At 60.3% G+C, this 26,972-nt stretch carries 29 protein-coding genes; 10 read left to right on the top strand and 19 right to left on the bottom strand.

Annotated elements, in window-relative coordinates; all coding sequences use genetic code 11:
• Window positions 1-4: 4 nt before the first annotated feature.
• The 4 genes from HBO24_RS04550 to pilV are packed head-to-tail and all read right to left on the bottom strand — an operon-like array spanning window position 5 to window position 2,143.
• Window positions 5-403 carry a type IV pilin protein gene (locus tag HBO24_RS04550; RefSeq protein WP_170059353.1) on the bottom strand — a complete coding sequence of 133 codons (399 nt, stop codon included), beginning with the start codon at window positions 401-403 and terminating at the stop codon, window positions 5-7.
• A gap of 12 nt (window positions 404-415) precedes the next feature.
• Window positions 416-913: a PilX N-terminal domain-containing pilus assembly protein gene (locus HBO24_RS04545; RefSeq protein ID WP_169959851.1), complete on the bottom strand. Its 498-nt coding sequence runs from the start codon at window positions 911-913 to the stop codon at window positions 416-418.
• Window positions 914-947: 34 nt separating this feature from the next.
• On the bottom strand, window positions 948-1,655 hold the full coding sequence (locus HBO24_RS04540) for a hypothetical protein (protein WP_057441088.1): 708 nt from the start codon (window positions 1,653-1,655) through the stop codon (window positions 948-950).
• On the bottom strand, window positions 1,652-2,143 hold the full coding sequence (gene pilV, locus HBO24_RS04535) for a type IV pilus modification protein PilV (RefSeq protein WP_170059352.1): 492 nt from the start codon (window positions 2,141-2,143) through the stop codon (window positions 1,652-1,654). The genes HBO24_RS04540 and pilV overlap by 4 nt, the downstream gene beginning before the upstream one ends.
• A 187-nt stretch (window positions 2,144-2,330) precedes the next feature.
• Between pilV and HBO24_RS04530 the strand changes: the two genes are divergently transcribed.
• Window positions 2,331-2,909: a GspH/FimT family pseudopilin gene (locus HBO24_RS04530; protein WP_057444403.1), complete on the top strand. Its 579-nt coding sequence runs from the start codon at window positions 2,331-2,333 to the stop codon at window positions 2,907-2,909.
• Here HBO24_RS04530 and ispH read toward each other — a convergent pair.
• From ispH to murJ, 6 genes are all read right to left on the bottom strand, one after another.
• Entirely contained in the window at window positions 2,863-3,810 is a 948-nt protein-coding gene (ispH, locus tag HBO24_RS04525) for a 4-hydroxy-3-methylbut-2-enyl diphosphate reductase (protein WP_057441092.1), read from the bottom strand. The genes HBO24_RS04530 and ispH overlap by 47 nt on opposite strands.
• A 121-nt stretch (window positions 3,811-3,931) precedes the next feature.
• Window positions 3,932-4,369, bottom strand: a complete 438-nt coding sequence (gene fkpB, locus HBO24_RS04520) for an FKBP-type peptidyl-prolyl cis-trans isomerase (protein ID WP_169959852.1) — start codon at window positions 4,367-4,369, stop codon at window positions 3,932-3,934.
• 7 nt (window positions 4,370-4,376) lie between these two features.
• A complete protein-coding gene (gene lspA, locus HBO24_RS04515; RefSeq protein WP_057958393.1) occupies window positions 4,377-4,886 on the bottom strand; it encodes a signal peptidase II in 510 nt (169 codons plus the stop codon).
• Entirely contained in the window at window positions 4,879-7,710 is a 2,832-nt protein-coding gene (gene ileS, locus HBO24_RS04510) for an isoleucine--tRNA ligase (protein ID WP_115129035.1), read from the bottom strand. The genes lspA and ileS overlap by 8 nt, the downstream gene beginning before the upstream one ends.
• A gap of 13 nt (window positions 7,711-7,723) precedes the next feature.
• Entirely contained in the window at window positions 7,724-8,662 is a 939-nt protein-coding gene (gene ribF, locus HBO24_RS04505; protein ID WP_057441100.1) for a bifunctional riboflavin kinase/FAD synthetase, read from the bottom strand.
• Between the two features lie 118 nt (window positions 8,663-8,780).
• Window positions 8,781-10,319, bottom strand: coding sequence for a murein biosynthesis integral membrane protein MurJ (gene murJ / locus HBO24_RS04500; protein ID WP_115129037.1), 1,539 nt, complete (start codon window positions 10,317-10,319; stop codon window positions 8,781-8,783).
• 253 nt (window positions 10,320-10,572) lie between these two features.
• Here murJ and rpsT point away from each other — a divergent pair, with 253 nt between their 5' ends.
• Window positions 10,573-10,851: a 30S ribosomal protein S20 gene (gene rpsT / locus HBO24_RS04495; protein WP_003215870.1), complete on the top strand. Its 279-nt coding sequence runs from the start codon at window positions 10,573-10,575 to the stop codon at window positions 10,849-10,851.
• Window positions 10,852-11,041: 190 nt separating this feature from the next.
• Here the strand turns inward: rpsT and HBO24_RS04490 are convergent, their stop codons facing one another.
• The 5 genes from HBO24_RS04490 to rplU form a co-directional block, all read right to left on the bottom strand.
• Window positions 11,042-11,506, bottom strand: a complete 465-nt coding sequence (locus HBO24_RS04490; protein ID WP_038443485.1) for a CreA family protein — start codon at window positions 11,504-11,506, stop codon at window positions 11,042-11,044.
• 13 nt (window positions 11,507-11,519) lie between these two features.
• Window positions 11,520-12,638, bottom strand: coding sequence for a glutamate 5-kinase (proB, locus tag HBO24_RS04485; protein WP_057441105.1), 1,119 nt, complete (start codon window positions 12,636-12,638; stop codon window positions 11,520-11,522).
• Window positions 12,639-12,761: 123 nt separating this feature from the next.
• Entirely contained in the window at window positions 12,762-13,985 is a 1,224-nt protein-coding gene (cgtA, locus tag HBO24_RS04480; protein WP_170059351.1) for an Obg family GTPase CgtA, read from the bottom strand.
• A gap of 194 nt (window positions 13,986-14,179) precedes the next feature.
• A complete protein-coding gene (gene rpmA, locus HBO24_RS04475; protein ID WP_029292052.1) occupies window positions 14,180-14,437 on the bottom strand; it encodes a 50S ribosomal protein L27 in 258 nt (85 codons plus the stop codon).
• A 34-nt stretch (window positions 14,438-14,471) separates the two neighbouring features.
• Window positions 14,472-14,786: a 50S ribosomal protein L21 gene (gene rplU / locus HBO24_RS04470; protein WP_003176051.1), complete on the bottom strand. Its 315-nt coding sequence runs from the start codon at window positions 14,784-14,786 to the stop codon at window positions 14,472-14,474.
• Between the two features lie 239 nt (window positions 14,787-15,025).
• On the opposite strand from rplU, the gene HBO24_RS04465 reads away from it, so the two are divergent.
• The 3 genes from HBO24_RS04465 (at window position 15,026) to HBO24_RS04455 (ending at window position 16,961) form a co-directional block, all read left to right on the top strand.
• Complete coding sequence (locus tag HBO24_RS04465; protein WP_032861875.1) at window positions 15,026-15,994, top strand: polyprenyl synthetase family protein; 969 nt, start codon at window positions 15,026-15,028, stop codon at window positions 15,992-15,994.
• A gap of 173 nt (window positions 15,995-16,167) precedes the next feature.
• Window positions 16,168-16,509: a zinc ribbon domain-containing protein YjdM gene (locus tag HBO24_RS04460; protein ID WP_115129038.1), complete on the top strand. Its 342-nt coding sequence runs from the start codon at window positions 16,168-16,170 to the stop codon at window positions 16,507-16,509.
• Window positions 16,510-16,703: 194 nt separating this feature from the next.
• Window positions 16,704-16,961: a hypothetical protein gene (locus HBO24_RS04455; protein ID WP_038443494.1), complete on the top strand. Its 258-nt coding sequence runs from the start codon at window positions 16,704-16,706 to the stop codon at window positions 16,959-16,961.
• Between the two features lie 105 nt (window positions 16,962-17,066).
• Here the strand turns inward: HBO24_RS04455 and HBO24_RS04450 are convergent, their stop codons facing one another.
• Together HBO24_RS04450 and HBO24_RS04445 are read right to left on the bottom strand one after the other, a co-directional pair.
• Window positions 17,067-17,684 carry an FKBP-type peptidyl-prolyl cis-trans isomerase gene (locus HBO24_RS04450; protein ID WP_038443496.1) on the bottom strand — a complete coding sequence of 206 codons (618 nt, stop codon included), beginning with the start codon at window positions 17,682-17,684 and terminating at the stop codon, window positions 17,067-17,069.
• Between the two features lie 147 nt (window positions 17,685-17,831).
• Window positions 17,832-18,320, bottom strand: a complete 489-nt coding sequence (locus HBO24_RS04445) for a TIGR00645 family protein (RefSeq protein WP_057441112.1) — start codon at window positions 18,318-18,320, stop codon at window positions 17,832-17,834.
• A 164-nt stretch (window positions 18,321-18,484) separates the two neighbouring features.
• Between HBO24_RS04445 and HBO24_RS04440 the strand changes: the two genes are divergently transcribed.
• The gene (locus tag HBO24_RS04440) at window positions 18,485-20,305 is read left to right on the top strand and encodes a hypothetical protein (RefSeq protein WP_170059350.1); all 1,821 of its coding nucleotides are present in this window, start codon (window positions 18,485-18,487) and stop codon (window positions 20,303-20,305) included.
• A gap of 8 nt (window positions 20,306-20,313) precedes the next feature.
• Here the strand turns inward: HBO24_RS04440 and HBO24_RS04435 are convergent, their stop codons facing one another.
• Both HBO24_RS04435 and HBO24_RS04430 read right to left on the bottom strand, forming a co-directional pair.
• Window positions 20,314-20,634 (bottom strand): hypothetical protein, encoded by a 321-nt coding sequence (locus tag HBO24_RS04435; protein WP_057441113.1) that lies wholly within the window; start codon window positions 20,632-20,634, stop codon window positions 20,314-20,316.
• Between the two features lie 215 nt (window positions 20,635-20,849).
• On the bottom strand, window positions 20,850-23,288 hold the full coding sequence (locus HBO24_RS04430) for an ATP-binding protein (RefSeq protein ID WP_115129040.1): 2,439 nt from the start codon (window positions 23,286-23,288) through the stop codon (window positions 20,850-20,852).
• Window positions 23,289-23,553: 265 nt separating this feature from the next.
• On the opposite strand from HBO24_RS04430, the gene HBO24_RS04425 reads away from it, so the two are divergent.
• The 4 genes from HBO24_RS04425 (at window position 23,554) to HBO24_RS04410 (ending at window position 26,923) form a co-directional block, all read left to right on the top strand.
• Entirely contained in the window at window positions 23,554-24,042 is a 489-nt protein-coding gene (locus tag HBO24_RS04425; RefSeq protein ID WP_057441118.1) for a DUF3015 domain-containing protein, read from the top strand.
• A 94-nt stretch (window positions 24,043-24,136) separates the two neighbouring features.
• The gene (locus HBO24_RS04420) at window positions 24,137-25,990 is read left to right on the top strand and encodes a DUF4105 domain-containing protein (RefSeq protein ID WP_170059349.1); all 1,854 of its coding nucleotides are present in this window, start codon (window positions 24,137-24,139) and stop codon (window positions 25,988-25,990) included.
• 159 nt (window positions 25,991-26,149) lie between these two features.
• Window positions 26,150-26,452, top strand: coding sequence for a chorismate mutase (locus HBO24_RS04415; RefSeq protein WP_057441122.1), 303 nt, complete (start codon window positions 26,150-26,152; stop codon window positions 26,450-26,452).
• A gap of 114 nt (window positions 26,453-26,566) precedes the next feature.
• A complete protein-coding gene (locus HBO24_RS04410) occupies window positions 26,567-26,923 on the top strand; it encodes a hypothetical protein (protein WP_057441124.1) in 357 nt (118 codons plus the stop codon).
• Window positions 26,924-26,972 lie beyond the last annotated feature (49 nt).

Below are 26,972 nucleotides of genomic sequence, written 5' to 3'. Positions count from 1 at the left end.
AGCGTCATCGCCCCCAGCACTCCTGACGCGTGGTGCCGGGTGCGGCGCCGGGATTGGCCCGCGTGCCAGTGCTGGTCAAACTGAACTCACCACAAGGATCACCCCGCATCGCGTCAGCAAAAGGCGTCGCAGTCAGGGTGAAATCCTGGGGGTTCAGCATCACCGTGATTCTATAGCGATCATTGCCGGTGCTGACGCCGCTAGCATCAATAAAAGTGCCATTTCTCACGTAATAGCGCTCCAGATGCTGGGCTTGCTCCGTGAGCAGCCCGACGATTTCTGTGCGGTAAGCCTTTTTCACGTGGGCGGCGTACCCCGGATAAATCACCGCCGCCAAGGTGGCAATGATCGCCAGCGCGATCAATAACTCGATCAAAGTGAACCCCTTGCAATTGCCGCTCATCGTCATGATTACCTACTGGAGTTGTCGCCATAGAATTCGCCGGAATCGCTCACTGGCATCAGCATCCGCGGCTACCCGCGCATAGACGCTTTCCAGAACGGTGCGCGATTGGCCACTGATCCCCACTGCCGTAACCCGATACAACGTCGCCGGGGTGTCGGGCGGCAAATGTGCCAACCCGCTAGCGGGGCCAAGGTTCTGAATACCGTACACACCCGCTTTCATGCCGACCCAGGTGATAGCCGAGACTGGATCGACGCCTGGCTGGCTGATGGCATACGCCTCGTTCGGCGGGGCACAGGTCACCAGCGACTGACAGGCCGGCAAACCGAACCCGCGCGCCTGTACAGCCGACTCACCGCGCCTGAGCCCGCTTTCGGCCGCCTGGAACGATTGGTTGCGATGCCTGAGGCTGCCGGCGAGCTGTTCCTGCGACGTCGCGCCCTGCATCGAAGCCAGGCCGATAACCGTCAACAACAGCAGCAATACCAGGCTGATCAACAGCACCATGCCGCGCTGCCCAGGGGCCGGTACCCGGCACTCGCTATTCAAGACGATTACGCACGGCAGCGACGACGCTGTAGACCTGGTCCCGCACGCGACCAAGCGGATCGCGCAGCGTCAACATCACCCGCACACTGCGGATCAGCGACTCGTCGCCGGGATGGCTGTCATAGCGGCTCACGACACTGGACCCTGGCCGGCTGGCCACCCCGAAACTCAACTCAAACGCCCCCACGTTATCCACCAGCACCGCCTTGGCCGGCGTTGTCGGAGTGCTGAGCTTCAACTGCCCTGACTCAAAGGTGTAGGTCAGTTTGCGAACCGGGAAAGCAATCTGCCCAGGACCAGGCTTGGGCGGTACCCCCGAGTAGGCCTGGGCGCTGTCGACACAATTACTGAGCACGGTCCAGTCGGGCCGACTGCCCTGACCGCCGACATCGCCAGTGACCAGGGTCAGGCTGGTTGAGGCACCGCTGACCGCCACACTGATCGGCGTGGAAAAGTCAGCCGGCGCCTGAACAATCGCGGGAAGGGACAGGCAACCGAACATCCCCGCCAGGCGAATCTCCTGAATCATCTTGCCCAGGACAAATCGCCCATCATCCTGCAACAACGCCGAGGCATGCTGGCTGGCTGCGGTGCTTCGGGCGGCCAGCGCTACCTGGACGGCCGCCAGGACCACCACCAACCCCAGGGTCGCCGCCAGCAATACCTCGACCAGGCCAAAACCCGTATTGGAGCGCCTCATCGCGCAGGCCTCGGATCGACCGCGACGCGACTCGTCAGGGTGAATGTTTCCCGGGCGCCGCCGGCATGGGCTGCGCGTGAGTCGTCCCAACTGATGCTGATGGTGACTTCGCGCTGGCTGATCGCAATCGAACCTTTGCCGGTATCGCCGGCCAAGTGGCGGATATTGGCCTCGAAGTCGTGCAAGTCCAGGTCCCGGACACTCGCGGCCAAGGTGTTGGCGAGCGAGATATCGTCGCCTCCCCAGGAATAGTCGGCGGCGGCATTGGCGCGAATCCGGTCGAGCATGTCGTAGGCAACAAAGCTTGCCTGGCTGATCATCCTGGAACTGTCGGTGTACTTGAGCGCATTCAGCTGGATCAGCCCGGCCCCCAGCAGGCCAACGCCGAGAATCAATAGCGAAACCAGCACTTCGATCAGGCTCATACCGATCTGTTGCGCGTCGGTCGGGGGTGTACAAGACGTTACCAGGCAAGCTCGCATAGCCATCGTCATCCTTGTCGAGGGTCATCCAGACGGCCGAGATAGCCGTGCGTTGCCCAAGACTAGCGCCGCTGTTGTCGTCGCGCTGCCCCTCGGAATAAAGGGAAATACTTTGGACAGGAAGGCCATCACTGCCCCCCCACGCAGTGCCGCTATAACTAGTTCAGGCACACGGTCCACGGAGGGACGAGGTATGAAACAACGCGGTTTCACATTGATCGAATTGCTGCTCGGCTTGATCGTCAGCGGCATCCTGGCGCAATTGGCGGTACCCGGCTTCAAGAGCCTGCTGGACTCACAAACGCGACTGAGCGCCGCGCAGACACTGGCGTCTGGCTTGCGCTATGCCCGCACCCAGGCCATTGCGCGCAATCGAACGGTGATCATCCACGCGCTGGATGATGACTGGAGTCGGGGCTGGAGGGTGGTGGTGGACATGAATGGCCGCGGTCATCTGGACGACGACAACCCCGTACTGCTGGAACGCCAGGACAATGGGCGGATCCCCATTGTGGGCAATACCCCGGTGCGCACGCAGATTCGCTTCAGCGGTTTGGGCGAACCCCTGCTGTCTGCGGGTGGGTTTCGCGCCGGCACCGTGCATGTGTGCTCAACGGACCAGCCGCTGAGCCTGCATCAAGTGGTGCTGGCGCCCACCGGCCGCATCAGCCTGCGCAGCGACAAGGCCGAGCAGGCCTTGTGCCGGGGCTACGATGATCTGGGGCTCAGAGCAGCGAACGAACCCGCAGCTCCTTGGGCATGGAGAAAGTGATGTTCTCTTCGCGCCCTGACAACTCGTCGGCACCTGTCGCGCCCCACGCCTGCAACTGCTGGATCACGCCACGTACCAGGACTTCCGGCGCCGAGGCGCCCGCAGTGATGCCAATGCGCTCGACACCGTCGAACCAACTGCGCTGCAGGTCTTCGGCACCGTCAATCAGGTACGCCGGGGTAGCCATGCGTTCGGCCAGTTCACGCAGACGATTGGAGTTGGAGCTGTTAGGGCTACCGACGACCAGCACCACGTCACACTCGTCGGCCAGTTGCTTGACGGCGTCCTGGCGGTTTTGCGTGGCATAGCAGATGTCGTCCTTGCGCGGCCCACCGATGGCAGGGAAACGGGTACGCAGGGCGTCGATGACCCGGCTGGTGTCATCCATCGACAAGGTGGTCTGGGTCACGAATGCCAACTTCTCAGGGTTATGCACTTGCAACTCGGCGACGTCTTTTTCGTCTTCCACCAGGTAGATCGCGCCGCCATTGCGGGCGTCGTACTGACCCATGGTGCCTTCGACTTCGGGGTGACCGGCGTGGCCGATCAGGATGCACTCACGGCCGTCGCGGCTATAGCGCGCCACTTCGATATGCACCTTGGTCACCAGCGGGCAGGTCGCATCGAAGACTTTCAGGCCACGGCCTGCGGCTTCGGTGCGCACTGCCTGGGAAACGCCATGGGCACTGAAGATAACGATGACGTCGTCCGGCACCTGATCCAGTTCTTCGACAAAAATGGCGCCACGGGCGCGCAGGTCTTCGACCACGAACTTGTTATGGACCACTTCATGGCGCACGTAGATCGGCGGGCCGAAGACTTCCAGGGCGCGATTGACGATTTCGATCGCCCGGTCCACCCCGGCGCAGAAGCCACGGGGGTTGGCGAGTTTGATTTGCATGCTGGGCCTCGTGTCTTTGTGGGAGCTGGTCTGCCTGCGATAGCAACGCCTCGGTGCAACTGGTACACCGAGGCGTTGCTATCGCAGGCCAGCCAGCGCCTACAGGAACCGGTTTCGTCAGTTAGAGCGCTTTAACGTCGATGATTTCAACATCAAAGGTCAAGGTCTTGCCGGCCAACGGGTGATTGAAGTCGATGGTCACCTGAGTGTCATCGAAGGTTTTGACCACACCGGGCAGTTCGGTATTCGCCGCATCGTTGAAGATCACCAGCAAGCCTTCCGACAGCTCCATGTCCTGGAACTGCGAACGCGGGATGATTTGTACGTTCTGCGGGTTGGGCTGGCCAAAGGCGTTTTCCGGCGGGATCTGCAGATTGCGCTTGTCACCGGCCTTGAAGCCGAACAGTGCCGTCTCAAAACCCGGCAGCAGGTTGCCATCGCCGACCTTGAAGGTCGCCGGGGCTTTATCGAACGTGCTGTCGACCGTGTCGCCATTCTCCAGGCGCAGTGCGAAATGCAAGGTGACTTCCGTGTTCTGGCCAATGCGTTGTTCGGCCAATACTTGTTCAGTCATTTACGGCTTCTCCGGGCTTGTTGCCCTTGAACATATCCAGCGCCAGCATGATTGCGCCAACGCAGATGGCGCTGTCGGCAAAGTTGAACGCCGGGAAGTAATGGCGGTTCTGCCAATGCACCAGAATGAAGTCGATCACATGGCCCAAGGCGATGCGGTCGTACAGATTGCCCAGCGCACCGCCCAGCACCAGTGCCAAGGCGATAGCCAGCCAGGTGTCATTGCGGCCCAGGCGCTTGAGCCAGACCACCAGCACCGCACTGACCACCACAGCGATCAGGGCGAACAGCCAACGCTGCCAGCCACCACCGTCAGCGAGGAAGCTGAAAGCGGCACCGGTGTTATAGGCCAGGGTCCAGCTGAAGTAGTCAGGAATCACCACGATCTGCTGGAACATTTCCAGGGTGCCCTCGAAGTGAGCCTTGCTGACCTGGTCGATGACCAGGACCAGCAAGCTCAGTACGAGCCAACCCAGACGTCCGAAACGGCTGGATTTAGGCATAGTGGCGAACCTCACCGGCACCGCTGATGTTGTCGACGCAACGACCGCAGATTTCCGGATGCTCCGGGTTCACGCCAACGTCTTCACGGCAGTGCCAGCAACGGGCGCACTTGGCGAAGGCGGACTTGACGACCTTGAGCTTGAGGCCCGGGACTTCGGTCGCGACCGCATCAGCCGGGGCCTGGGCGAAGGGTGCCAGGCTGGCTGTCGAGGTGATCAGTACGAAGCGCAGCTCGTTGCTCAGCTTGTCCAGGTCGGCGGTCAGGCCTTCCTCGGCAAACAGGGTGACTTCGGCCTGCAGGTTGCCACCGACGGCCTTGGCCGCACGCTGGACTTCCAGTTCCTTGTTCACCGCAACCTTGACGGCCATCACACCTTCCCAATACTCGCGGCCCAGTTCGAAGTCAGCCGGCAATTCGGTCAGGCCTTCGTACCAGGTGTTGAGCATTACGGACTCGTTACGCTCGCCCGGCAGGTATTCCCACAGCTCGTCGGCAGTGAAGGCCAGGATCGGCGCGATCCAGCGCACCAGCGCTTCGGAGATGTGGTACAGCGCGGTCTGCGCCGAGCGGCGGGCCTTGCTGTTGGCGCCGGTGGTGTACTGGCGGTCCTTGATGATGTCGAGGTAGAAACCACCCAGCTCCTGCACGCAGAAGTTGTGGATCTTCGAGTAGACGTTCCAGAAGCGGTATTCGCCGTAGTGTTCCTGCAGCTCGCGTTGCAGCAACAGGGTACGGTCCACAGCCCAACGGTCCAGGGCGAGCATTTCCTCGGCCGGCAGGATGTCGGTGGCCGGGTTGAAGCCGGTCAGGTTCGACAGCATGAAGCGTGCGGTATTGCGGATACGGCGGTAGGCATCGGCGCTGCGTTGCAGGATCTGCTCCGAAACGGCCATTTCACCGGAATAGTCGGTGGAAGCCACCCACAGACGCATGATGTCGGCGCCCAGGGTGTCGTTGACCTTCTGCGGCGCAATCACGTTGCCCAGGGACTTGGACATCTTGCGACCGTTCTCGTCGACGGTGAACCCGTGGGTCAGCAGCTCGCGGTACGGGGCGTGATCGTCGATGGCGCAACCGGTCAGCAGGGACGAGTGGAACCAGCCACGGTGTTGGTCCGAGCCTTCCAGGTACAGGTCGGCGCGCGGGCCGGTCTCGTGACCCATCAGGTGCGAGCCGCGCAGCACGTGCCAGTGGGTGGTACCCGAATCGAACCACACGTCGAGGGTGTCGCTGATCTTGTCGTACAGCGGCGCTTCGTCACCGAGCAACTCGGCAGCGTCCAGCTTGAACCAGGCTTCGATGCCTTCCTGCTCCACACGCTGGGCGACCACTTCCATCAGTTCGACGGTGCGTGGGTGCAGTTCGCCGCTTTCCTTGTTGAGGAAGAACGGGATCGGCACGCCCCAGTTACGCTGGCGGGAGATGCACCAGTCGGGACGGTTGGCGATCATCGAGTGCAGGCGCGCCTGGCCCCAGGCCGGGACGAACTTGGTGTCTTCGATGGCTTTGATCGCACGCTTGCGCAGGGTTTCGCCGGCGACAGGCTCTTTGTCCATGCCGATGAACCACTGCGCGGTGGCGCGGTAGATCAGCGGGGTCTTGTGGCGCCAGCAGTGCATGTAACTGTGCTTGATGGTTTCGGTGTGCAGCAGCGCACCGACTTCCGACAATTTGTCGATGATCGGCTGGTTGGCCTTGAAGATGAACTGGCCACCGAAGAACTCCAGCGACGGCACGTATACGCCATTGCTCTGCACAGGGTTGAGGATGTCATCGTTGACCATGCCATAGGCTTTGCAGGTCACGAAGTCGTCCACACCGTAGGCCGGCGCGGAGTGAACCACCCCGGTACCCGAGCCCAGTTCGACGTAGTCAGCCAGGTACACCGGCGACAGACGGTCGTAGAACGGGTGACGGAAGTTGATCAGCTCCAGCGCGGAGCCCGTGGTCGTGGCGATCACCGAGCCTTGCAACTCGTAGCGAGTCAGGCAGGCCTCGACCATTTCCTCGGCCAGCACCAGCAGGCGGTCACCGACGTCCACCAGGGCGTAGGTGAATTCCGGGTGCACGTTCAGCGCCTGGTTGGCCGGGATGGTCCACGGGGTGGTGGTCCAGATCACGATGGCGGCGGGCTTGGCCAGGCTTGCCAGGCCAAAGGCCTCGGCCAGCTTGGCGTCGTCAGCGATCGGGAACGCGACGTCGATGGTCGAGGACTTCTTGTCTTCGTACTCGACTTCCGCTTCGGCCAGGGCCGAGCCGCAGTCAAAGCACCAGTTCACGGGCTTGAGGCCCTTGAACACGAAGCCGCCCTTGACGATCTCGGCCAAGGCACGGATTTCCCCGGCCTCGTTCTTGAAGTTCATGGTCTTGTACGGGTTGTCCCAGTCACCCAGCACACCCAGGCGGATGAATTCGGACTTCTGCCCTTCGATCTGCTCGGTGGCGTAGGCGCGGCACAGCTCGCGGGTCTTGTCGGCGCCCAGGTTCTTGCCGTGGGTCACTTCGACTTTGTGTTCAATCGGCAGGCCGTGGCAGTCCCAACCCGGGACATAAGGCGCGTCGAAGCCCGAAAGGGTTTTCGAGCGGATGATCATGTCCTTGAGAATCTTGTTCAGCGCATGACCGATGTGAATCGTGCCGTTGGCATAAGGAGGGCCGTCGTGCAGGACGAATTTCGGACGATCCTTGCCAATCTCGCGCAACTTTCCGTACAGGCCAATACTGTCCCAGCGCTGCAGGATCTGCGGTTCGCGCTGTGGCAGGCCGGCCTTCATTGGGAAGGCGGTGTCCGGAAGGTTTAGCGTGGCTTTATAGTCGGTCATTTAAGGCTCTTCATTAGCGATGGGCGCTAGGTGCGGCTAGTGCACGGGCGGCGGCGACATCCGCATTGATCGCCGTTTTCAGCGCCTCCAGGGAGGCGAATCGCTGCTCTTCACGCAGCTTTTGGTGGAAAACCACCGTCAAACGCCGGTCATACAAATCCCCGGCAAAATCCAAAAGGTGAACTTCCAGGTGGGCCTTGCCATCACCTGCAACCGTTGGCCTGACGCCTATATTGGCGACTCCGGGCCAGGGTTGACCGTCAATATCGACACTCACCAGGTACACCCCGGTCAGTGGCACGCGACGGCGCTTGAGTTGCACGTTGGCGGTTGGCGTGCCCAGTTGGCGCGCCAGCTTCTGGCCGTGCAGGACCCGCCCGGCAATCCGGAACGGGCGACCGAGCAAACGCTCGGCCAAGGCGAAGTCGGCAGCGGCCAAGGCATTTCGCACCTGGGTGCTGCTCACGCGCAGGCCGTCCAGTTCGACGGTTTGCGCGGCTTCGACGGTAAACCCCTGGGTCACGCCGGCCTGCTGCAGGAAATCGAAATCCCCTACCCGGTCGCAACCGAAGCGGAAGTCGTCGCCGACCTCCAGATGCTGCACGCCCAAGCCATCGACGAGGATACGGTCGACGAACTCGGTGGCGCTGAGACTGCGCAAACGCTGGTTGAAGGCCAGGCACAGAACCCGGTCCACGCCCTCTTCGGCCAGCAGTTGCAGTTTGTCCCGCAGGCGGGCCAAACGGGCTGGAGCCGTCTCGGGAGTGAAGAACTCACGGGGCTGCGGCTCGAAAATCACCACGCAGCTGGGCACGCCCAACTCGACTGCGCGCTCGCGCAGCCGCGCCAGGATCGCCTGGTGGCCACGGTGAACACCGTCAAAGTTGCCAATAGTGGCGACGCAGCCCCGATGCTCGGGGCGCAGGTTGTGGAGACCTCGAACCAGCTGCATAACGCGCTTCTTGCTCATAAAGTGGTCGATTATAACCACACCCGGCCCCGGACGACAGGCAACAGCACAGGCCAAATGATCCGAATCGAAAAAACAGCCGGCTTATTGTTGATTGCGATCAATTCAGCGCCTTGCGATTGAAATCCCGCAGGCGGAAGCCCAGCAGCAGCAACATGCCAAAGTAGGCGATCACCCCGGCCACCACCAGCAGGCCCAGGCGCAGGAATCGCTCAAGCATCTGCCCCTCGCCCCACGCCGGCATCCAGTGCATCAACCCCAGCAATACCGCTGACATCACCGCCACCGCTACCAGCAATTTGAGGGCGAACATGCCCCAGCCTGGCTGCGGCTGGTACATTTTTTGTTTGCGCAATTGATAGAACAACAGGCCGGCATTGATGCACGCCCCGGCACTGATCGCCAGGGCCAGGCCCGCGTGAGCCAGCGGCCCGATGAAGATCAGGTTGAACAGTTGGGTGACCACCAGGGTGAAAATCGCAATTTTCACCGGGGTCCGGATGTTTTGCTGGGCGTAAAAGCCCGGCGCGAGGACCTTGATCACGATAATCCCCAGCAACCCCACCGAATAGGCGACCAATGCACGCTGGGTCATCAAGGCGTCGAACGCGCTGAACTGGCCGTACTGGAACAGCGAAACGGTCAGCGGTTCGGCCAGGATCCCCAGGGCCAGGGAGCATGGCAGCACCAGCACAAAGCACAGGCGCAGGCCCCAATCGAGAATACGCGAGTATTCGTGGCGGTCCTTGCTGGCATAGGTGCGGGCCAGGGTCGGCAGCAAAATGGTGCCCAGCGCCACGCCCAGCACACCGGAGGGCAATTCCATCAGGCGATCGGCGTAATACATCCACGACACGGAACCGGATACCAGCAGCGAAGCGAATGCGGTGTTGATAATCAGGGAAATCTGGCTGACCGATACCCCGAGAATCGCCGGCAGCATGTTTTTCATCACCCGCCACACGCCCGTGTCCTTGAGGTTCAGGCGCGGCAGCACAAGCATGCCAATCTTTTTCAGGTGCGGCAGTTGATACAACAGTTGCGCCAGGCCACCGGCCAGCACCGCCCAGCCGAGCGCCATCACCGGCGGATCGAAGTACGGCGTGAGGAACAGGGCAAAGATGATCATGCTGACGTTAAGCAGGGTCGGCACAAACGCCGGCACCGAGAACCGGTTCCAGGTATTGAGGATCGCGCCCGCCAGGGAAGACAGGGAAATCAGCAATATATAAGGAAAGGTCACCCGCAACAGATCACTGGTCAGGGCGAATTTTTCCGGAGTGTTGGCAAACCCGGGCGCCGTGGCCCAGATAATCCAGGGCGCAGCGAGCATCCCGGCGACGGTCACCAGCATCAGCACCAGGGTCAGCAGGCCCGAGACATAGGCGATAAAGGTGCGGGTGGCCTCCTCGCCCTGCTGGGTCTTGTATTCCGCCAGGATCGGCACGAACGCCTGGGAAAACGCGCCCTCGGCGAAGATCCGCCGCAGCAGGTTGGGCAGTTTGAACGCGATAAAGAAGGCATCCGTGGCCATGCTCGCGCCAAAAATACGTGCGATGAGGGTGTCACGCACAAACCCCAGAACCCGGGAAATCATGGTGATCGAGCTGACGGCGGCCAACGACTTGAGCAGATTCATTGAAAGAGTTTTTGCCTATAGATAAAGAGCAGGCGAACAAAGCGCCTACTTATGCGATACTGCGCGCCTGCAACAGCACAGAGCCAAAGCTCGCGAGTTTACAGGTCAAGCGCCGGAAATAAATCACCCGCCTCTTCAGATCGACCACTCAGCAGTTCGCATCAGCCGCCCTTGACAAGACTTCAACTCATCGGCATGATTCGCGGCCTATTTTGTTTGCTATTTCCTAAAAAGTCTTTCGAGGAGCTCGACGGTGGCCAACACACCTTCCGCCAAAAAACGTGCAAAACAGGCTGAGAAGCGTCGCAGCCACAACGCCAGCCTGCGTTCCATGGTTCGTACCTACATCAAGAATGTAGTTAAGGCCATTGACGCAAAAGACGCTGAAAAAGCTCAAGCTGCTTACGTTCTGGCCGTGCCAGTTATCGACCGTATGGCCGATAAAGGCATCATCCACAAGAACAAAGCTGCTCGCCATAAAGGTCGTCTGAATGGCCACATCAAGGCTCTGAACCTTGCTGCTGCAGCCTAAGCGATAAGCTTGTTAAAAAACCGACCCCAGGGTCGGTTTTTTATTGCCTACGATTTATGCCCTCTCCCAAAACAAATGTGGGAGCTGGCTTGCCTGCGACAGTTACATAACATCCAACATTGAAGTCGACTGTTAAACCGCTATCGCAGGCAAACCAGCCCCCACATAAAGCAGAGCGGAGCTGCCAGGCTTATTGCGCGCCAGGCCACGGCAGGATCGGAATCGCCGTCACCGCATTTTGCGGGCTGCCTTCGATCAGACGGTCGCTGTAGACCAGGTACACCAGGGTATTGCGCTTCTTGTCGAGGAAACGCACCACCTGCATGGTCTTGAACACCAGCGAGGTGCGCTCCTTGAACACCTCATCACCATCCTTGAGCTCGCCCTTGAAGCGAATCGGCCCCACCTGACGACAGGCAATGGATGCCTCGGCGCGATCCTCGGCCAAGCCCAGACCACCCTTCACCCCACCCGTCTTGGCGCGAGACAGGTAGCAAGTCACGCCATCTACCTTGGGATCATCAAAAGCCTCAACCACGATCCGATCATTGGGGCCGACAAACTTGAACACGGTCGACACCTGGCCAATCTCTTCGGCCGAAGCCAGCAGCGGCATCGCCATCAGCAGCCCCAGCAACCCCTTCATTACGCGCATCGCAATTTTCCCTTTAGACCAGAATCAGGTTATCGCGGTGAACCAGTTCCGGCTCAGCCATGTAACCCAACAGACCGACAATCGACTCAGACGACTGCCCAATGATTTTCTGCGCCTCAAGGGCACTGTAGTTGGCCAGCCCACGGGCAATCTCACGACCGTCCGGCGCGACACACACCACCATTTCACCGCGACGGAAGCTACCCTGGACCAGCTTGACGCCTACCGGCAACAAGCTCTTGTTGCCCTGGGACAGCGCCGACACCGCACCCGCATCCAGCACCAGGGTGCCACGGGTCTGCAGATGGCCAGCCAGCCACTGCTTACGCGCCGCCAGCATGCCACGCTCGGGCGACAGCAATGTGCCGATGCGCTCGCCTGCCTTGAGGCGATCCAGCACGCGCTCCAGGCGCCCGCCGACGATGATGGTATGGGCACCTGAACGGGCCGCCAGGCGCGCCGCGCGCAGCTTGGTCTGCATGCCACCACGCCCCAACGCACCACCGACACTGCCCGCTACCGCATCGAGCGCCGGATCATCGGCCCGCGCTTCGTAAATCAGCTGAGCGTCAGGATTGTTGCGCGGATCGGCGTCAAACATGCCATCGCGATCCGTGAGGATCACCAGCAGGTCAGCCTCCACCAGGTTGGCCACCAGGGCCGCCAGGGTGTCGTTATCGCCAAAGCGGATTTCGTCGGTCACCACGGTGTCGTTCTCGTTGATCACCGGGATCACCTTGAGCTCGACCAGGGCACGCAAGGTGCTACGGGCATTGAGGTAGCGCTTGCGGTCGGACAGATCGTCATGGGTCAGCAGAATCTGCGCGGTATGGCGGCCGTGCTCGGCAAAACTGGATTCCCAGGCCTGCACCAACCCCATCTGACCAATCGCAGCAGCGGCCTGCAACTCATGCATCGCGCTGGGTCGCGCGGTCCAGCCAAGGCGGCTCATCCCGGCGGCAACCGCCCCGGACGACACCAACACCAACTCGACACCCGCCTCATGCAAGGCCACCATCTGTTCAACCCAGACGCTCATGGCTGCACGATCCAGCCCCTTGCCATCCGCCGTCAGCAGCGCACTCCCGATCTTTACGACCCAGCGTTGCGCACCCGTCACTTTGCTCCGCATCATCTTCAACCTTAGATTGAGGGCCACGCGACCCAGCGCCGCCCATAACGTTATTCGTGACTACCGATTTCCAGATACTAAAACGCCGCTCGATTGAGCGGCGCTTAAGTTTATCGCAACAGATCAGTCACGCACGTAAATGATTTCTGGACCATCTTCATCATCCACATCTTCCTCGTCCCAATCATCGTCACCGATGTCATGGACCGACTTGACGCCACTGCGACGCAGGGCACGCTGGTCATCCAGCGCCTGCAACTGGGCACGCGCCTCGTCTTCGATACGCTGGTCGAGGTCAGCCAATTCAGCCTTGTAGGCCGGGTCGGCAGCCAGGCGATCAGCACGATCTTCCAGGTAACGCATGATGTCGCGAGTCAAACGCTCAGTGCCTTCTTTGGCAATGGCGGAGATCACGTAGACCGGACCTTCCCACTGCAGGCGGTCAACAATTTCCTTGACCCGCTCTTCGTGCTCTTCCTCGAGGATCTGGTCGCACTTGTTCAGCACCAGCCAACGATCACGCTCAGCCAGGGACGGACTGAACTTGGTCAATTCGTTGACGATCACTTCAGCCGCGTCCGGCGCACTGGTTTCATCCAGCGGCGCCATGTCGACGAGGTGCAGCAACAGACGGGTACGGGACAAGTGCTTGAGGAAGCGAATCCCCAGGCCCGCGCCATCGGAAGCACCTTCGATCAGGCCCGGAATGTCCGCGACCACGAAGCTCTTCCAGCGATCGACGCTGACCACACCCAGGTTTGGCACCAGGGTGGTGAACGGGTAATCCGCAACTTTCGGCTTAGCGGCCGACACCGAGCGAATGAAAGTACTTTTGCCCGCGTTTGGCAGACCCAGCAGGCCCACATCCGCCAGCACTTTCATTTCCAGCTTCAGGTCACGCTGCTCGCCCGGCTTGCCCGGCGTGGTCTGGCGCGGCGCACGGTTGGTACTGGACTTGAATCGGGTGTTACCCAGACCGTGCCAGCCACCCTGCACAACCATCAGTTTCTGGCCGGCCTTGGTCAGGTCGCCAATCACTTCCTGGGTGGCAGAGTCGATGATCGTGGTGCCGACCGGTACACGCAGCACCAGATCCTCACCCTTTTTACCGGTGCAGTCAGTGCTGCCGCCGTTGGAGCCGCGTTCGGCATCGAAGTGCCGGGTGTAACGGTAGTCCACCAGGGTATTGAGGTTTTCGTCGGCCATCATGTAGATGGAACCGCCATCACCACCGTCGCCGCCGTTCGGGCCACCGTTTTCGATGAACTTTTCGCGACGGAAACTCATGCAACCATTGCCGCCGTCGCCAGCTTTTACTCGGATCGAAACTTCATCAACGAACTTCATAACAAAACGCCTCTCGCCGCACGGACGAGCTTAAGAAACCAAGACATAAGACTCTTGCAAAAATGAGCGCAGCAACCTCAATCAGCGACCGCAAATCCCGCTGCCTTCGCCCACCACAAACAGCTTTGCAAGAGACTCACCCCACAAACGAAAAAGCCCCGTCGCAAGACAGGGCTTTTCCAGCGAGCTCGCAATTAAGCCGAGACAACGCTCACGTAACGGCGGTTGAACGCGCCTTTTACTTCAAACTTGATCACGCCTTCGATTTTCGCGAAGAGGGTGTGATCTTTACCCATGCCTACACCGTAACCGGCGTGGAATTGGGTGCCGCGCTGACGCACGATGATGTTGCCCGGAATGATTTTCTGGCCGCCATACATCTTAACGCCAAGGCGTTTGGCTTCTGAGTCGCGACCGTTACGGGTACTACCACCAGCTTTTTTGTGTGCCATGAGTCAATTCTCCTAGTGAGGAATTAGGCTGAAATTAAGCCTGAATACCGGTGATTTTGATCTCGGTGTACCACTGGCGGTGGCCCATACGCTTCATGTGGTGCTTACGACGACGGAACTTGATGATGCGGACTTTATCGTGACGACCTTGGGAGATCACTTCAGCCACAACGGTAGCGCCAGCAACAACTGGAGCGCCGATGTTCACGTCATCGCCATTGGCGACCAACAGAACGCGATCAAAAGTAACGGATTCGCCGGTAGCGATTTCCAGTTTTTCGATCTTCAGGTATTCACCTGGGGCGACCTTGTATTGCTTGCCACCAGTAACAATTACTGCGTACGACATGGTATTTCTCCGATAATCCTGCTCACCCAGCGCTTTATAAGAAGAGGTATTGGCTGGCATGGCTGCATGGGATGGACGTCCCGAATGCAATTGCGTAAGGCAGGTGCTGCCCAGGAAGTTCAGGGTGCGCGATTGTACGCAAGCTGTGGAAGGCTTGCAAGTAGCCGTCTATCGCGCCTTGACACCCAGGGGCGCGGGTCCTAGCATGCCGCGCAACCCTTCTGGAGCGACTGTCGCTGATGCAACCCCAAGCTTTCTACCGCGCGGTGGCGGACGATTTTAGCGCCGTCGACGGCATCATCAAGAAGCAGCTGACTTCTAAAGTGCCGCTGGTCTCCAAAATTGGCGACTACATTACTTCGGCCGGCGGTAAACGCCTGCGTCCTTTATTAGTGCTGCTGTGTGGCAAGGCCCTGGGCCGCGAAGGCGATGACCTGCGCCTGCTGGCCGCCACTATCGAGTTCCTGCACACCGCCACCCTGCTGCACGACGACGTGGTCGACATGTCTGGCATGCGCCGGGGTCGCGAGACCGCCAATGCCATGTGGGGCAACGCGCCCAGCGTGCTGGTGGGTGACTTCCTGTATTCGCGCTCGTTCGAAATGATGGTCGAGCTGGGCTCGATGCCGGTGATGAAGATCCTGTCCCAGGCCACGCGCATCATCGCCGAAGGCGAAGTGCTGCAACTGTCCAAGGTACGCGACGCCAGCACCACCGAAGAAACCTACATGGAAGTGATTCGCGGCAAGACCGCGATGCTCTTCGAAGCCTCGACCCACAGCGCCGCCGCCCTGTGCGAGGCGACCGCCGAACAGGCCGAAGCCCTGCGCACCTTTGGCGATCACCTGGGCGTGGCCTTCCAGTTGGTGGATGACCTGCTCGATTATCGCGGCGACGCCGAAACCCTGGGCAAGAACGTCGGTGACGACCTGGCCGAAGGCAAGCCGACCCTGCCGCTGATCTACACCATGCGCGAAGGCACCCCGGAACAAGCGGCACTGGTGCGCAAGGCGATCCAGAAAGGCGGCATCGAAGACCTGGAAAGCATCCGCGCCGCCGTGGAAGCCTCGGGCTCGCTCGACTACACCGCACAACTGGCCCGTGACTACGTGGCCCGCGCCATCAAATGCCTGGAAGCCCTTCCAGCCAGCGAATACCGGGATGCCCTGGTGGAGCTGAGTGAGTTTGCGGTAGCCCGTACTCACTAACGCTCTGTGGGAGCTGGCTTGCCTGCGATAGCATCACCTCGCTACAGCTGATAGACCGAGGTGTCTGCATCGCAGGCAAGCCAGCTTCCACATTTAGACCGCATCGCCCCTCCCCCCGACAAAACCCTATATAATGTGCGACTTTTAGCCATCCTGACTTTCAAGGAGCTTTAGTGAGCACGTTGCCACCCTGCCCAAAATGCAATTCCGAATACACCTACGAAGACGGCGCCCAGCTGATCTGCCCGGAATGCGCCCATGAGTGGTCCGCCGGTGGTGAAGCCGAAACAACCAGCGATGAAACCGTAAAAAAAGACTCTGTTGGTAACGTCCTGCAAGACGGCGACACCATCACCGTGATCAAGGACCTCAAGGTCAAGGGCACCTCGCTGGTGGTCAAGGTCGGCACCAAGGTCAAGAACATCCGCCTGTGCGATGGCGACCACGATATCGACTGCAAGATCGACGGTATCGGCCCGATGAAGCTCAAGTCCGAGTTCGTCCGCAAGGTCTGACCGGCCTGCCCCCCATCCCGCGCCTGACGCGGGATGGCGTTTCGCCCTCCCCCCAGACCTCCCCAGTAGCAAAAGGCCAGCCCTGTTGACCTTGCACAATGTCCACTCCGAAAAACCAGGAAATTGCCAATAGGCACTTGCTATTCTACGAATAAGAATTATTCTCATTGAAATCCTTCAAGGAGATGCGACCCATGACTTATTTGATTGATGCCTGGCTGGACCGTCCGCACCCTTACCTGCGGATCCTTCATCGGGAAACCGGCGAAGTGTGTGCGGTGCTGGAAGAAGAAGCGCTGAATGAACTGCAGGACCAGGGCGACCTGGACGTCAACGGCCTGAGTTCCAGTGAGCCTGGAGTGCTGAAGGAGGTGGTGAGGAATCTGTTTCTGTTCTGCTATGCCCGAGCGTTGCGCCCGGTGACGGAGCTCAATGGCAAGTTTCACCCATGAGCCACCACCCGCTTTATGTGGGAACTGGCTTGCTCGCGATGCAGGCAAGCCAGCCCCCACACAAGCCCGGCCCTATAGAGAGCCAGGCGTAACCTGCAGCGGGTCTTACAGAACGTCGAGCAGCTCGACGTCAAATACCAGAACGCTGTGCGGCGGGATGCTGCCAACGCCTTGTGCGCCGTAAGCCAGTTCGCTCGGCACGTACAGGCGCCATTTGCTGCCGGCATTCATCAGTTGCAGGGCTTCGGTCCAGCCAGCGATCACGCCGCCGACCGGGAATTCTGCCGGCTGACCACGCTCGTAGGAACTGTCGAACACAGTGCCGTCGATCAGGGTGCCATGGTAGTGGGTACGTACCTGGTCTTCACGGGTCGGCTTGGCGCCGTCACCAGCAGTCAGCACTTCAAATTGCAGGCCGGAAGCCAGGGTGGTGATGCCGTCACGCTTGGCGTTTTCAGCCAGGAAAGCCAGGCCAGCACCCGCGGCCGCTTCAGCCTTGGCGGCTGCTTCGGCTTGCATGATGTCGCGGATCACTTTGAAGCTGGCAGCCATTTGTTCCTGGTCAACACGGCTTGGCTTACCGCCGAACGCGTCGGTCAGGCCGGCCAGGATCGCGTCCAGGCTGACGCCCGGTGGCGGGTTGTCGCGCAGTTGGTCACCCAACTGACGGCCAATGCCGTAGCTGACGCGGGTTTCGTCGGTGGACAGATTGACTTCGGACATGGAAAGGCTCCGCTGTAGGACAACCCCAAGATCCTGCAAAAGCGCAGTTTCTTGCGTGTCATCCAAACTAAAAGGGCGAGCAGACTAGCACACTCGCCCTACGCTTGATCAGCCCAAAATCCCAGGCAAACAGGCGCCCGGCGCGGATCAATGCTTGGTGAGTTTATCCAGGTAGCCCATGGCAAACGCCGAGATCACGAAGGTCATGTGAATGATCACGTACCACATCAGGTGCTGTGGATCGACATTCTTGGCATCCATGAAGATACGCAGCAGGTGGATCGAGGAAATCGCCACGATGGAGGCCGCCACTTTCATCTTCAGCGACGAAGAGTCCATGGTGCCCAGCCAGTTGAGCTTTTCCTTGTTGTCGTCGATATCCAGTTGCGAGACGAAATTCTCGTAGCCGGAGATCATCACCATCACCAGCAAGCCACCCACCAGGGCCATGTCGATCAACGACAGCAGCACCAGGATCAGCTCCGACTCGGCCATCGCAAAGACATTGGGCAGCAGATGGATCACTTCCTGGAAGAATTTCAGCGCCAACGCCAGCAGCCCGAGGGACAAGCCGAAATAGATCGGCGCCAGCAGCCAGCGGGAGGCGTACATTGCATTTTCGATAAAGCGTTCCATGGAATCTCACACAGCTTGGCTAGAAATGGCGGCGAGTATATCAGCCGCGCACATCGCGCCATAACCACCCGGAAACTGACCTGTAGCGCTTCTGTAAGACAATTTTTCTGCTAGTGTCGGCCCCATCAACGTGGCTCGATGCTGCCGGACAGGAATCTCAAATAATGGATGTGCGATCTCCCTTGGCCAGTCTTGGCCTGTGTGTGGCATTGCTGGCGGCCAGCGGCTGCTCCCCCAGCGACGAGCACAAGCAAGCCACTCTCGAAGAAAAAACCGCCCAGTTCGAACAGTCCCTGGACACCATCCAGGATCCCCGCCTCAAAGAGGCCGTAGGCGAACTGGGCGGCTCGCTGCTGCTACTGGAGCGGGCGCGCATCAAGCTCGACACCAAGCCTGTCGAGACCGAGTACGGGGAAAACGCCCTGGCCGTGCTTGCCCACTACCCTACCCCGCAAGCCCTGGTAGATACCTACATCAATGGGCTGTTTGTCCTGCGCAAGAACTCGCACTCGGACTACCTGACCGATCTGCAACCGGTGTTCCCGTTCAGTTTCAATATGCCGGACCAATTCCCCTTCCCCCATGGCCTGGAATGGCAGTCGGTGACCCTGAGCAACAACAAGGTCATCCCGTTCCAGCCGGAATGGTCGGAAACCGACCCCGGCATTCAGTTGAGCCCCAGCAGCTCCAACCTGACCAATCCGGACGACCTGACCGTGACCTATCCGTTCATCGAAGGTATCGAGACGGACAACAAGAGCCAGCCGCAGCCTGTCATGCTCAAAGGCCAGGTCGAGGTGATTGCCCCGAGTAAAGTCCTGGCCTTCGACCTGACCCGCCAGGACGTGGGCCAGAAACGCACTCAGGAAAACATCACGCTGACCCTGCTGGCCCTGGAAAACAACTACGCAGAGATCGAGCTGAGCAACACCAGCCCCCTGGCGCCACAAGTGGCAGATGAATCACCCAACCCGCTGCTGGTCCAGGCCCGGGACACCACGGGGCAGTTTCTTTCCCGCTCCGGCTCGATCAACGAAAGTGCCGCCCAGGTCGCCTTCTACGAGCAGCAACTGGCACAGATGCGCAAGCAGAACACCTGGTCCGAGGCCTTTGAGAAACAGTTGGAGGACGCGCAAAAAGCCTTTGAACAAAAGCAGGCCAGCCACTACGCCAAGGTCTACTTCAATGGGGTGATCGATACGCTGCAGGTCAACGTGCTGGATTTCTCCGACGCGACAGTCACCCATAAGGATCTGGAGCTGCCTGTACGGCGCTTCGACAAGAACAGCCTGGAAAAGACCGTCCAGGGCCTGCCCATGCCGGTCACCGTGTATGACGACCAAGCTGCGGACTGGCTCAAAAGTGCCACGCTCTCCGAAGACCAGCTCAAAAGCAGCATCACCATCAGCCAGTCAGTAGAGGACGCCAGCGCCGCCCACATCACCTTCGACCATCCTTTCACCTTCAATGACGACCTGGTCGGCTCGACACGCACCAGCAGCGACGCCCCGCTGACGTTCTTTACCGCAGATGATGAAGGCAACCGCGGGGAACCCATCGAGTTGCCCACCGAAGCCTTTGAAGTCGACCCATGGCGCGGCGCCATCACCTACGATCTCAATTTATTCCCGGAAACCCCGGCCTATGCGGTGGGATCCATCCCGCTGTTCCTGGCCACGATCGAAAAAAACACCCTCGACACCACGCACTTGCCCAAGGGCCTGTTGCTGAAAGATAACGCCCTGATCGTCGACCAGGCGCTGTTCCCTTCCGATAGCTGGCGGTTCTTTGCCAAGGATGCCAGCGGCAACTACCTGAAGGAAATCCTAGGCGTCAGCCACCGCGCCGAGGAATACGGCACCGCACTGTTTGACGTGCATTACTTTTATGGCCAGCCGACCGTGCTTGAAACCTACCAGCGCACTGCGCTGAACACGCTGCAATACGGCTTTGAGGTCAAGCTGGACAAGCCCGAGACCAAATAAGCCGTGGGCTAGAGGTGAACCGCATGAACCCGCCCGCCATTGAGCTGGCGCAGGTGTGCCTGCAGGTGCAGGCACCATATCTGCGGATCGTCGGCCAGTTCATAGCCGTGCAGGGTCAGGCTTTGCACGATGGAATCCAGCATATTTTCTGCGACGAACGGCCCCGGGAAGGGCCCCTGGGACTTGATGGTCGAGGGCTGCTCGCCGGTCATTCCGGCGGCAAACAGCAACGTCCACATCCCGGTATCCCCCGCAAGAGGGCGAATGGAACATTCAATTCGGGTGACCAGGCCCAGGCACTGGCGAGTGAGGCAAAGGCTGCGCGGCATGGCGGCGACCCTCGGTAGATCCGGTGTTCAGCCTCCAGACACAAGGCTGTCTCTATCCCATGACCCCTGTAGCTATCCCTAGAGCTGAGAATAGAAGAAAACCGGTACAAACCAAGGCCGTAGGGACCAACGGCGGTTGGTCCCGCAAAACCCAGTCAAAATCATGACACGCTGTCTGTAGGGGCGAGCAAGCTCGCGCACCTACAGTGGAAACCTCAGCTTGGCTTGGCTGCGGCCAACGCCTGCTGCGCCAGCTCCTTTTCCGCCTCCTTGAGGTCTTCTTCGCTGATCATCTCGGCAATGGCCCGCAGACGCTCAACCACGCGGGCATTGACGCTGCCCTCGGGGAATTGCCCTTCGGCATCCGGCTCACCGGCAGGCTCGCCCACCAACAGGCTCAAGGCTTCGTCGGCCTGGCGCACGGCATACACGTGGAACTGCCCTTGCCTTACCGCCTGCAAGACCTTCTCGTCGAGCATCAACGTCGCGACGTTGGCCTGGGGAATGATCGCACCCTGCTCCCCGGTCAAACCACGGGCCTCGCACAGGCGGAAGAAACCTTCGATCTTCTCGTTGACCCCACCCACCGCCTGCACTTCGCCGAACTGGTTGATCGACCCGGTGATGGCAAAGCACTGCTTGAGCGGCGTCTTCGACAGTGCCGAAATCAGCGTGCAGGCCTCGCCCAACGAGGCGCTGTCGCCATCGACATAACCATAGGATTGCTCCAGGGCGATACTTGCGGAGATCGCCAGGGGGAATTCCTGGGCATAACGGCTGCCCAGGTAACCGGTGAGGATCATCACGCCCTTGGAGTGGATCGGCTGGCCGAGGTTGACCTCGCGCTCGATATCGACGATGCCGCTGCCGCCGGGGTACACCGTGGCGGAAATCCGCGCAGGCACACCGAACGCCGAATCACCGACCTCCAGCACGGTCAGCCCGTTGCATTTGCCCACTGCGGCACCCGCCGTGTCGATGAGGATTACCCCGGCGAGCATGTCGTCGAGAATCCGCGCCGAGACCCGCCCGGTGCGCGTGGCCTTGGCTTTCAGTGCACGCTCGATATGCCCGGCGTCGGTGCGTTCGTCGCCCGCCAGATGACGGATGAAGTCCGCCTCGCTGACCAGTTGGAACAGGTCGCCGATCCGCGCCGACAGGCGCGCCTGGTGCTCCGCCAGGCGGGCGCTGTAGGTCGCCAGCCGCGCCACGGCATCCGAGGTCAGCGGCGCCATGCCTTCTTCCGAGGTGCGGGTTTTGAGCAACTGGGCGAATTGCTCCAGGCTCTCATCGACCATCGGGATATCTTCATCGAAATCCACCAGCACCCGGAACATCTCCTGGAAGTCCGGATCCAGGTCTTGCAGGGTGTAGTACAGCGAACGGGCGCCGATGATGATGACCTTGACCTGCAACGGGATCACTTGCGGGTTGAGGGTCACAGTGGCCAGGCGGCCCAACTCGCCCAGGGGCGACTCCATCTTCAGCTTGCGCGATTGCAGGGCTCGCTTGAGCGCATCCCAGACAAATGGCTCGCTGAGCATCTTCTCGGCTTCGAGGATCAGGAAACCACCGTTGGCGCGGTGCAACGCCCCCGGGCGCAGCTGGCGATAGGTGGTGTAAAGCGCGCCCTGGTCAGTGCTGTATTCGATACGGCCAAACAGGTTGTCGTAGGTCGGGTGCGGCTCGAACACCACCGGCGCCCCACCATTGAGCGGATGGCCTACCACCAGGCTCGGGCAGTACTGCTCTTCGAGCAACTTGCGCGCCTGGGCGTCGGTTTTCGCGTCATCCACCAGCAGCTCGACCACGGTCTTGAGCAGATAGACCTGCATGGCTTGCAGGTAGCCGCACACCCCGGCGTTCTCGGCGTACTTTTCCGACAACGGCGCCAGCAACGGCTGCAAGGCCAGGGTGATGGTCTCTTCGTTGAAATGGCGCATCTGGTTGTTGGACTCGCGCTTCCACTGCGGCAAGCTGGCGAGTTCTTCGTTGAGGCGCTCTTCCAACGCGGAAATATCCGTGTGGAAACGCTCGCGGTCGGCTTCCGGCAACTGCGAGAACTCGGCCTCGTCCAGGGCCTTGCCATCGAGCATCGGGGTAAACGCGATGTTGGTGCTGTCACGGTACAGCGCCACGTCCTTTTCCAGGGCCAGGCGCTCGATCACATCCAGGGCACGGTCGTAGCGCTGGTTGAAGGCACGGTCGATAGCACTTTTGCGCTGTTGATACGTTGGGTGCTCGAACACTGCCGGAAAGGTGGCGACGAGGTTGTCGATCAGGCCACTGATATCGGCGATAAAGGGCGCCGCACCGCCCGCAGGCAACTCCAGGGCGCGGGGCTCGCGAGGCTCGTCGAAGTTATTGACGTAGACCCAGTCTGCCGGGGTCTGCAGGCGCTTGCCTTCGGCCTTGAGGTAGCGTTTGACGAACGAGAAACGGCCGGTACCGGGCTCGCCCATGACAAATACGTTGTAACCGGGGCGCGGCATGGCCACACCGAACTGCAAGGCTTCAACCGCGCGTTCCTGGCCAAGCACACCGCGAAAGGGCTCCAAATCATTGGTGGTCGAGAAGCTGAACTGTTCAGCGGAGAAAGGACGGGTCAGCGCTTCGGGCGCTAGACGCAAGCTGGCAGCAACAGGATCAGGCATCGGGCTTCCTTACATCAGGCGGGGCAATGGCGGCATTCTGGCGCCGTGCGTAGCCGGCTGGCAAGGCACGACTGAGGTAAAGCATAGACACGGGATGCCGCCTGCAAAAAAACCAGTCTGCATTGATTGTTTTACAAAAAACCACGGAACCCTTGGAACATGCCTAAACTCCAAACTGCGCGGGTTGGACTAATAACTGGCCCCTAGGGTGCTTTGCGGCGCCTGAACCCTTGTCCATTGGTTTGCACACTAAGAGAACAAAGCTATGAAACGGATCCTTCTCGGTACTCTCTTCACCGTTGTCTCCCTCAATGCAATGGCCGAAGCGCCAGGTGGCCCGAACTGTGGTTGGGGCAACATGTTGTTCGAAGGCCAGCGCGGCACGCCGGCTCACTTCCTCGCTTCCACCACCAACGGCACCTCCGGTAACGCCACCTTCGGCATGACCTCGGGCACCAACGGTTGCAGCACCAACAGCGCGCTGACTTACGGCGGCAAATCGTGGATTGCCATGAATGGCATGATGAACGAGCTGTCCGAAGACATGGCCAAAGGCAATGGCGAAGCTCTGACCACCTATGCCGTGGTCCTGGGCGTTGCTCCAGAAGATCGTGATCACTTCGCCGCTGTGACTCACGAGCACTTCCAGCAGATCTTCAGCAAGGCTGACGTGACCGCAGAAGACGTGCATTCCAACACCCTGGCAATCCTCAAAGGCGATGCCCGCCTGGCGAAATACGCCACCCAGGCTTAAGCTCGACCTGCCCGCGCCCTTACCCGGCGCGGGTTTTATTTTTTGGACCTGCCCCTTTCTTGGGTCTTTATTTATTCCGACTTAAGTTGCCCCTATGCTCAAACGCCTTGCCAGCCTGGCACTCTTCGCCTGCGCCCCGCTATATGCGGCGCCGCACCTTGATGATCAACGTTTGCAGCACCTGGCCAATGATCCGTTCTGGCTCTCGCTGGGGCACTACGAAGCCGGCAAGCTCAAAGGCTGGCGCAGCTATGTCAGCGACGCGAAATTCTTCCTCGCCAAAGACGGCGCGCACCACCCGGACGCCGAACTCAAGGCCACCGTCGACGCGCTCTACGCACCGGCCAGCCTCGGCGAAAAACATGCTCAATGCGTGTACCCGGCCCGCACCCGCTGGCTCAAGGACCAGTTGCACCTGACCGACCTGCCCGCCGTGGACTGCGTCGAATTCAAGCAATGGTTCAAGGATGTCGCGCCCCACAGCGCGGTGATGATCTTCCCCGCGGCCTACCTCAACAGCCCGTCGTCGATGTTCGGCCATACCTTGCTGCGTATCGACCAGTCTGACGTGCAAAGCAACAAGACCGCATTGCTCAGCTACGCGATCAACTTCGGCGCCTACATTGAAGGTTCGGACAACAGCATCCTCTACGCCTGGAAAGGCCTGATGGGTGGTTATCCCGGCCTGTTCGCCCTGGTGCCCTACCAGGAAAAACTCTCGGAATACCGTAGCCTGGAGAACCGCGACCTGTGGGAATACCGCCTGAACCTGACCCAGGTCGAGACCGAGCGCATGGTCGAGCATGTGTGGGAACTCAAGCAGATCCAGTTCGACTACTTCTTCTTCGATGAAAACTGCTCGTACCGCCTGCTGGAATTGCTGCAAGTGGCCCGCCCCGGCCTGCGCCTGACCGAACAGTTCCCGCTGACCGCCATCCCCACCGACACCGTGAAAGCGGTGAAGGACGCGGGCCTGGTGGAAAAGATCGACTACCGTCCGTCCCGCGAACGCGAATTGCTGGAGCGCGCCAAGCCCCTGGACAGTGACGAGCAGCAATGGGTGCTAAAGATCAGCGATGACCAGAAGCAGCTGCAAGACCCGACATTCAAAGCCCTCGGCAAAGACCGCCAGGCCCTGATCATCGACGCCGCCTACCGCCTGGGCCGCTACCGCGCCAACGGCCTGGAGCGCGACAGCGAACGCTCCCAGCGCAGCTTCGAGTTGTTGCGGGCGATCAACCAGAACCCGGCGCCCGACCTGCAGATCGAGCGCCCCGGCCTGCCGGAGAACGGCCATGAGTCACGTACCTGGCAGGCCGGTATCGGCACCCGTGGCGACAAGGCCTTTGCTGAGTACGGCCTGCGCATGGCCTACCACGACCTCAACGACAACGCCGAAGGCTTCCCCCTGGGCGCGCAGATCGAGATCCTGCAAATGAAACTGCGCCAGTACGAAGGCAACAACTGGCAATTGCAGCAATTGGACCTGGCGACCATCCGCTCCCTGACTCCGCGCAATGAGCTGCTGCAGCCGTTGTCCTGGCAGGTCACCGGCGGCCTGGAACGGGTACCGGGCAAACATGACGACGAAACCCTGGTCAGCCATGTCAACGGCGGCGCCGGCGGCACCTGGCAACTGCACGACGACATGCTCGGCTTCGCCCTCGGCACCGTACGTGTGGAACATAACAACGACTTCAGCGAATTCATCTCCCCTGCGGCCGGCTTTAATACCGGCCTGCTGTGGAAAAACCCACTGGGCAACCTGAGCCTGGAGGCCAAGGGCGACTTTTTCACCAATGGCGAGGTAAGGCGTAGTATCAGCCTGAATCAGCAGTGGGAAGTATCACGCAACCTGGGTGTGCGCCTGAGTGCACAACGGGAGTTCAGCCACTTGGCAACGCCGGTGAACGAAGTGATGCTTGAAGTGAAGTGGTATCACTACTGACCGGCCCCAACGCCTATTGAAGATCCAATGTGGGAGCGGGCTTGCCCGCGATAGGGGTGTGTCAGTCGCTGTGGATATGACTGATCCACCGCCATCGCGGGCAAGCCCGCTCCCACATTGGGCCCGCGTTTATCCCGCACCTTAAGGAGTTTTTACGACATGGCCGTTACCTGCACCACCCTTGAACAAGTCCGGGAAAACATCGACCGTCTTGATCGACAGATCGTCGCCCTGCTGGCCGAACGCGGCAGCTTCGTGTCCCAGGCCGCCGGTTTCAAAAAAGACAGCGATGGGGTCAAGGCCCCTCAGCGCGTCGAACAGGTCATCAGCAAGGTTCGCGATTTAGCGCAGACCCTGGGCGCCAACCCCGACGTCACGGAGCAGGTGTACCGCGCGATGATTGGCGCATTCATCCAGCAGGAACTGGCCGAACACGCCGCTCTCTCGCAACCCACCACATAAGCCCCTGTGGCGAGTAAGCCGCCCAAACACATTACTCACCCGCTTTTCACATCTCCCCGACGAATCCCCTTCTAGACTTCCCTTATCAGCCGCTTAACGGCCTGGGAGTATGAGATGTGGCGGTTCGCCGTAATGCTGGGGGTGGTGATGGCGCTTTCAGGCTGCCAGTCCACCCGCGATGAGTTGCTGGCCAAGGGTTATCCACCGCCCTTCGCCGACGGGTTTGACGATGGCTGTAGCAGTGGGCGCCAGGCGGCCGGGGTGATCACCGGGACGTTTCGCAAGGACGTCCCGCGTTATTTGAAAGACCGCGCCTACGCCGAAGGTTGGGAAGATGGCTTTCGCCAGTGCAAGGCCATGCGTGAGAGCGAAGACCGCGATGAGTATAGGGAACGCCATTGGGACGAGCGCGAGCGCGCCTGGCAGCAGGAGAAGGACCGCGACGCCGCACGGGCGTATCGCAGCCAGTAACACCACCCAGAACGAATGTGGGAGCTGCAAGCCCCCACAATTGATTCTC

Origin of the sequence: Pseudomonas sp. WS 5410, assembly GCF_012985645.1 — a bacterium.
GTDB classification, from domain to species: domain Bacteria; phylum Pseudomonadota; class Gammaproteobacteria; order Pseudomonadales; family Pseudomonadaceae; genus Aquipseudomonas; species Aquipseudomonas shahriarae.
Note: the sequence above shows the minus strand (reverse complement) of the source record. Positions and strands in the feature narration are given on the sequence as shown.

What these genes read in the sequence shown, in the direction of transcription:
- HBO24_RS04550 (WP_170059353.1), bottom strand. Translation starts at nt 403, where the DNA reads ATGAGCGGCAATTGCAAGGGGTTCACTTTGATCGAGTTATTGATCGCG.
- HBO24_RS04545 (WP_169959851.1), bottom strand. Translation starts at nt 913, where the DNA reads ATGGTGCTGTTGATCAGCCTGGTATTGCTGCTGTTGTTGACGGTTATC.
- HBO24_RS04540 (WP_057441088.1), bottom strand. Translation starts at nt 1,655, where the DNA reads ATGAGGCGCTCCAATACGGGTTTTGGCCTGGTCGAGGTATTGCTGGCG.
- pilV (WP_170059352.1), bottom strand. Translation starts at nt 2,143, where the DNA reads ATGGCTATGCGAGCTTGCCTGGTAACGTCTTGTACACCCCCGACCGAC.
- HBO24_RS04530 (WP_057444403.1), top strand. Translation starts at nt 2,331, where the DNA reads ATGAAACAACGCGGTTTCACATTGATCGAATTGCTGCTCGGCTTGATC.
- ispH (WP_057441092.1), bottom strand. Translation starts at nt 3,810, where the DNA reads ATGCAAATCAAACTCGCCAACCCCCGTGGCTTCTGCGCCGGGGTGGAC.
- lspA (WP_057958393.1), bottom strand. Translation starts at nt 4,886, where the DNA reads ATGCCTAAATCCAGCCGTTTCGGACGTCTGGGTTGGCTCGTACTGAGC.
- ileS (WP_115129035.1), bottom strand. Translation starts at nt 7,710, where the DNA reads ATGACCGACTATAAAGCCACGCTAAACCTTCCGGACACCGCCTTCCCA.
- ribF (WP_057441100.1), bottom strand. Translation starts at nt 8,662, where the DNA reads ATGCAGCTGGTTCGAGGTCTCCACAACCTGCGCCCCGAGCATCGGGGC.
- murJ (WP_115129037.1), bottom strand. Translation starts at nt 10,319, where the DNA reads ATGAATCTGCTCAAGTCGTTGGCCGCCGTCAGCTCGATCACCATGATT.
- HBO24_RS04490 (WP_038443485.1), bottom strand. Translation starts at nt 11,506, where the DNA reads ATGCGCGTAATGAAGGGGTTGCTGGGGCTGCTGATGGCGATGCCGCTG.
- proB (WP_057441105.1), bottom strand. Translation starts at nt 12,638, where the DNA reads ATGCGGAGCAAAGTGACGGGTGCGCAACGCTGGGTCGTAAAGATCGGG.
- cgtA (WP_170059351.1), bottom strand. Translation starts at nt 13,985, where the DNA reads ATGAAGTTCGTTGATGAAGTTTCGATCCGAGTAAAAGCTGGCGACGGC.
- rpmA (WP_029292052.1), bottom strand. Translation starts at nt 14,437, where the DNA reads ATGGCACACAAAAAAGCTGGTGGTAGTACCCGTAACGGTCGCGACTCA.
- rplU (WP_003176051.1), bottom strand. Translation starts at nt 14,786, where the DNA reads ATGTCGTACGCAGTAATTGTTACTGGTGGCAAGCAATACAAGGTCGCC.
- HBO24_RS04465 (WP_032861875.1), top strand. Translation starts at nt 15,026, where the DNA reads ATGCAACCCCAAGCTTTCTACCGCGCGGTGGCGGACGATTTTAGCGCC.
- HBO24_RS04455 (WP_038443494.1), top strand. Translation starts at nt 16,704, where the DNA reads ATGACTTATTTGATTGATGCCTGGCTGGACCGTCCGCACCCTTACCTG.
- HBO24_RS04450 (WP_038443496.1), bottom strand. Translation starts at nt 17,684, where the DNA reads ATGTCCGAAGTCAATCTGTCCACCGACGAAACCCGCGTCAGCTACGGC.
- HBO24_RS04445 (WP_057441112.1), bottom strand. Translation starts at nt 18,320, where the DNA reads ATGGAACGCTTTATCGAAAATGCAATGTACGCCTCCCGCTGGCTGCTG.
- HBO24_RS04440 (WP_170059350.1), top strand. Translation starts at nt 18,485, where the DNA reads ATGGATGTGCGATCTCCCTTGGCCAGTCTTGGCCTGTGTGTGGCATTG.
- HBO24_RS04435 (WP_057441113.1), bottom strand. Translation starts at nt 20,634, where the DNA reads ATGCCGCGCAGCCTTTGCCTCACTCGCCAGTGCCTGGGCCTGGTCACC.
- HBO24_RS04430 (WP_115129040.1), bottom strand. Translation starts at nt 23,288, where the DNA reads ATGCCTGATCCTGTTGCTGCCAGCTTGCGTCTAGCGCCCGAAGCGCTG.
- HBO24_RS04425 (WP_057441118.1), top strand. Translation starts at nt 23,554, where the DNA reads ATGAAACGGATCCTTCTCGGTACTCTCTTCACCGTTGTCTCCCTCAAT.
- HBO24_RS04420 (WP_170059349.1), top strand. Translation starts at nt 24,137, where the DNA reads ATGCTCAAACGCCTTGCCAGCCTGGCACTCTTCGCCTGCGCCCCGCTA.
- HBO24_RS04415 (WP_057441122.1), top strand. Translation starts at nt 26,150, where the DNA reads ATGGCCGTTACCTGCACCACCCTTGAACAAGTCCGGGAAAACATCGAC.
- HBO24_RS04410 (WP_057441124.1), top strand. Translation starts at nt 26,567, where the DNA reads ATGTGGCGGTTCGCCGTAATGCTGGGGGTGGTGATGGCGCTTTCAGGC.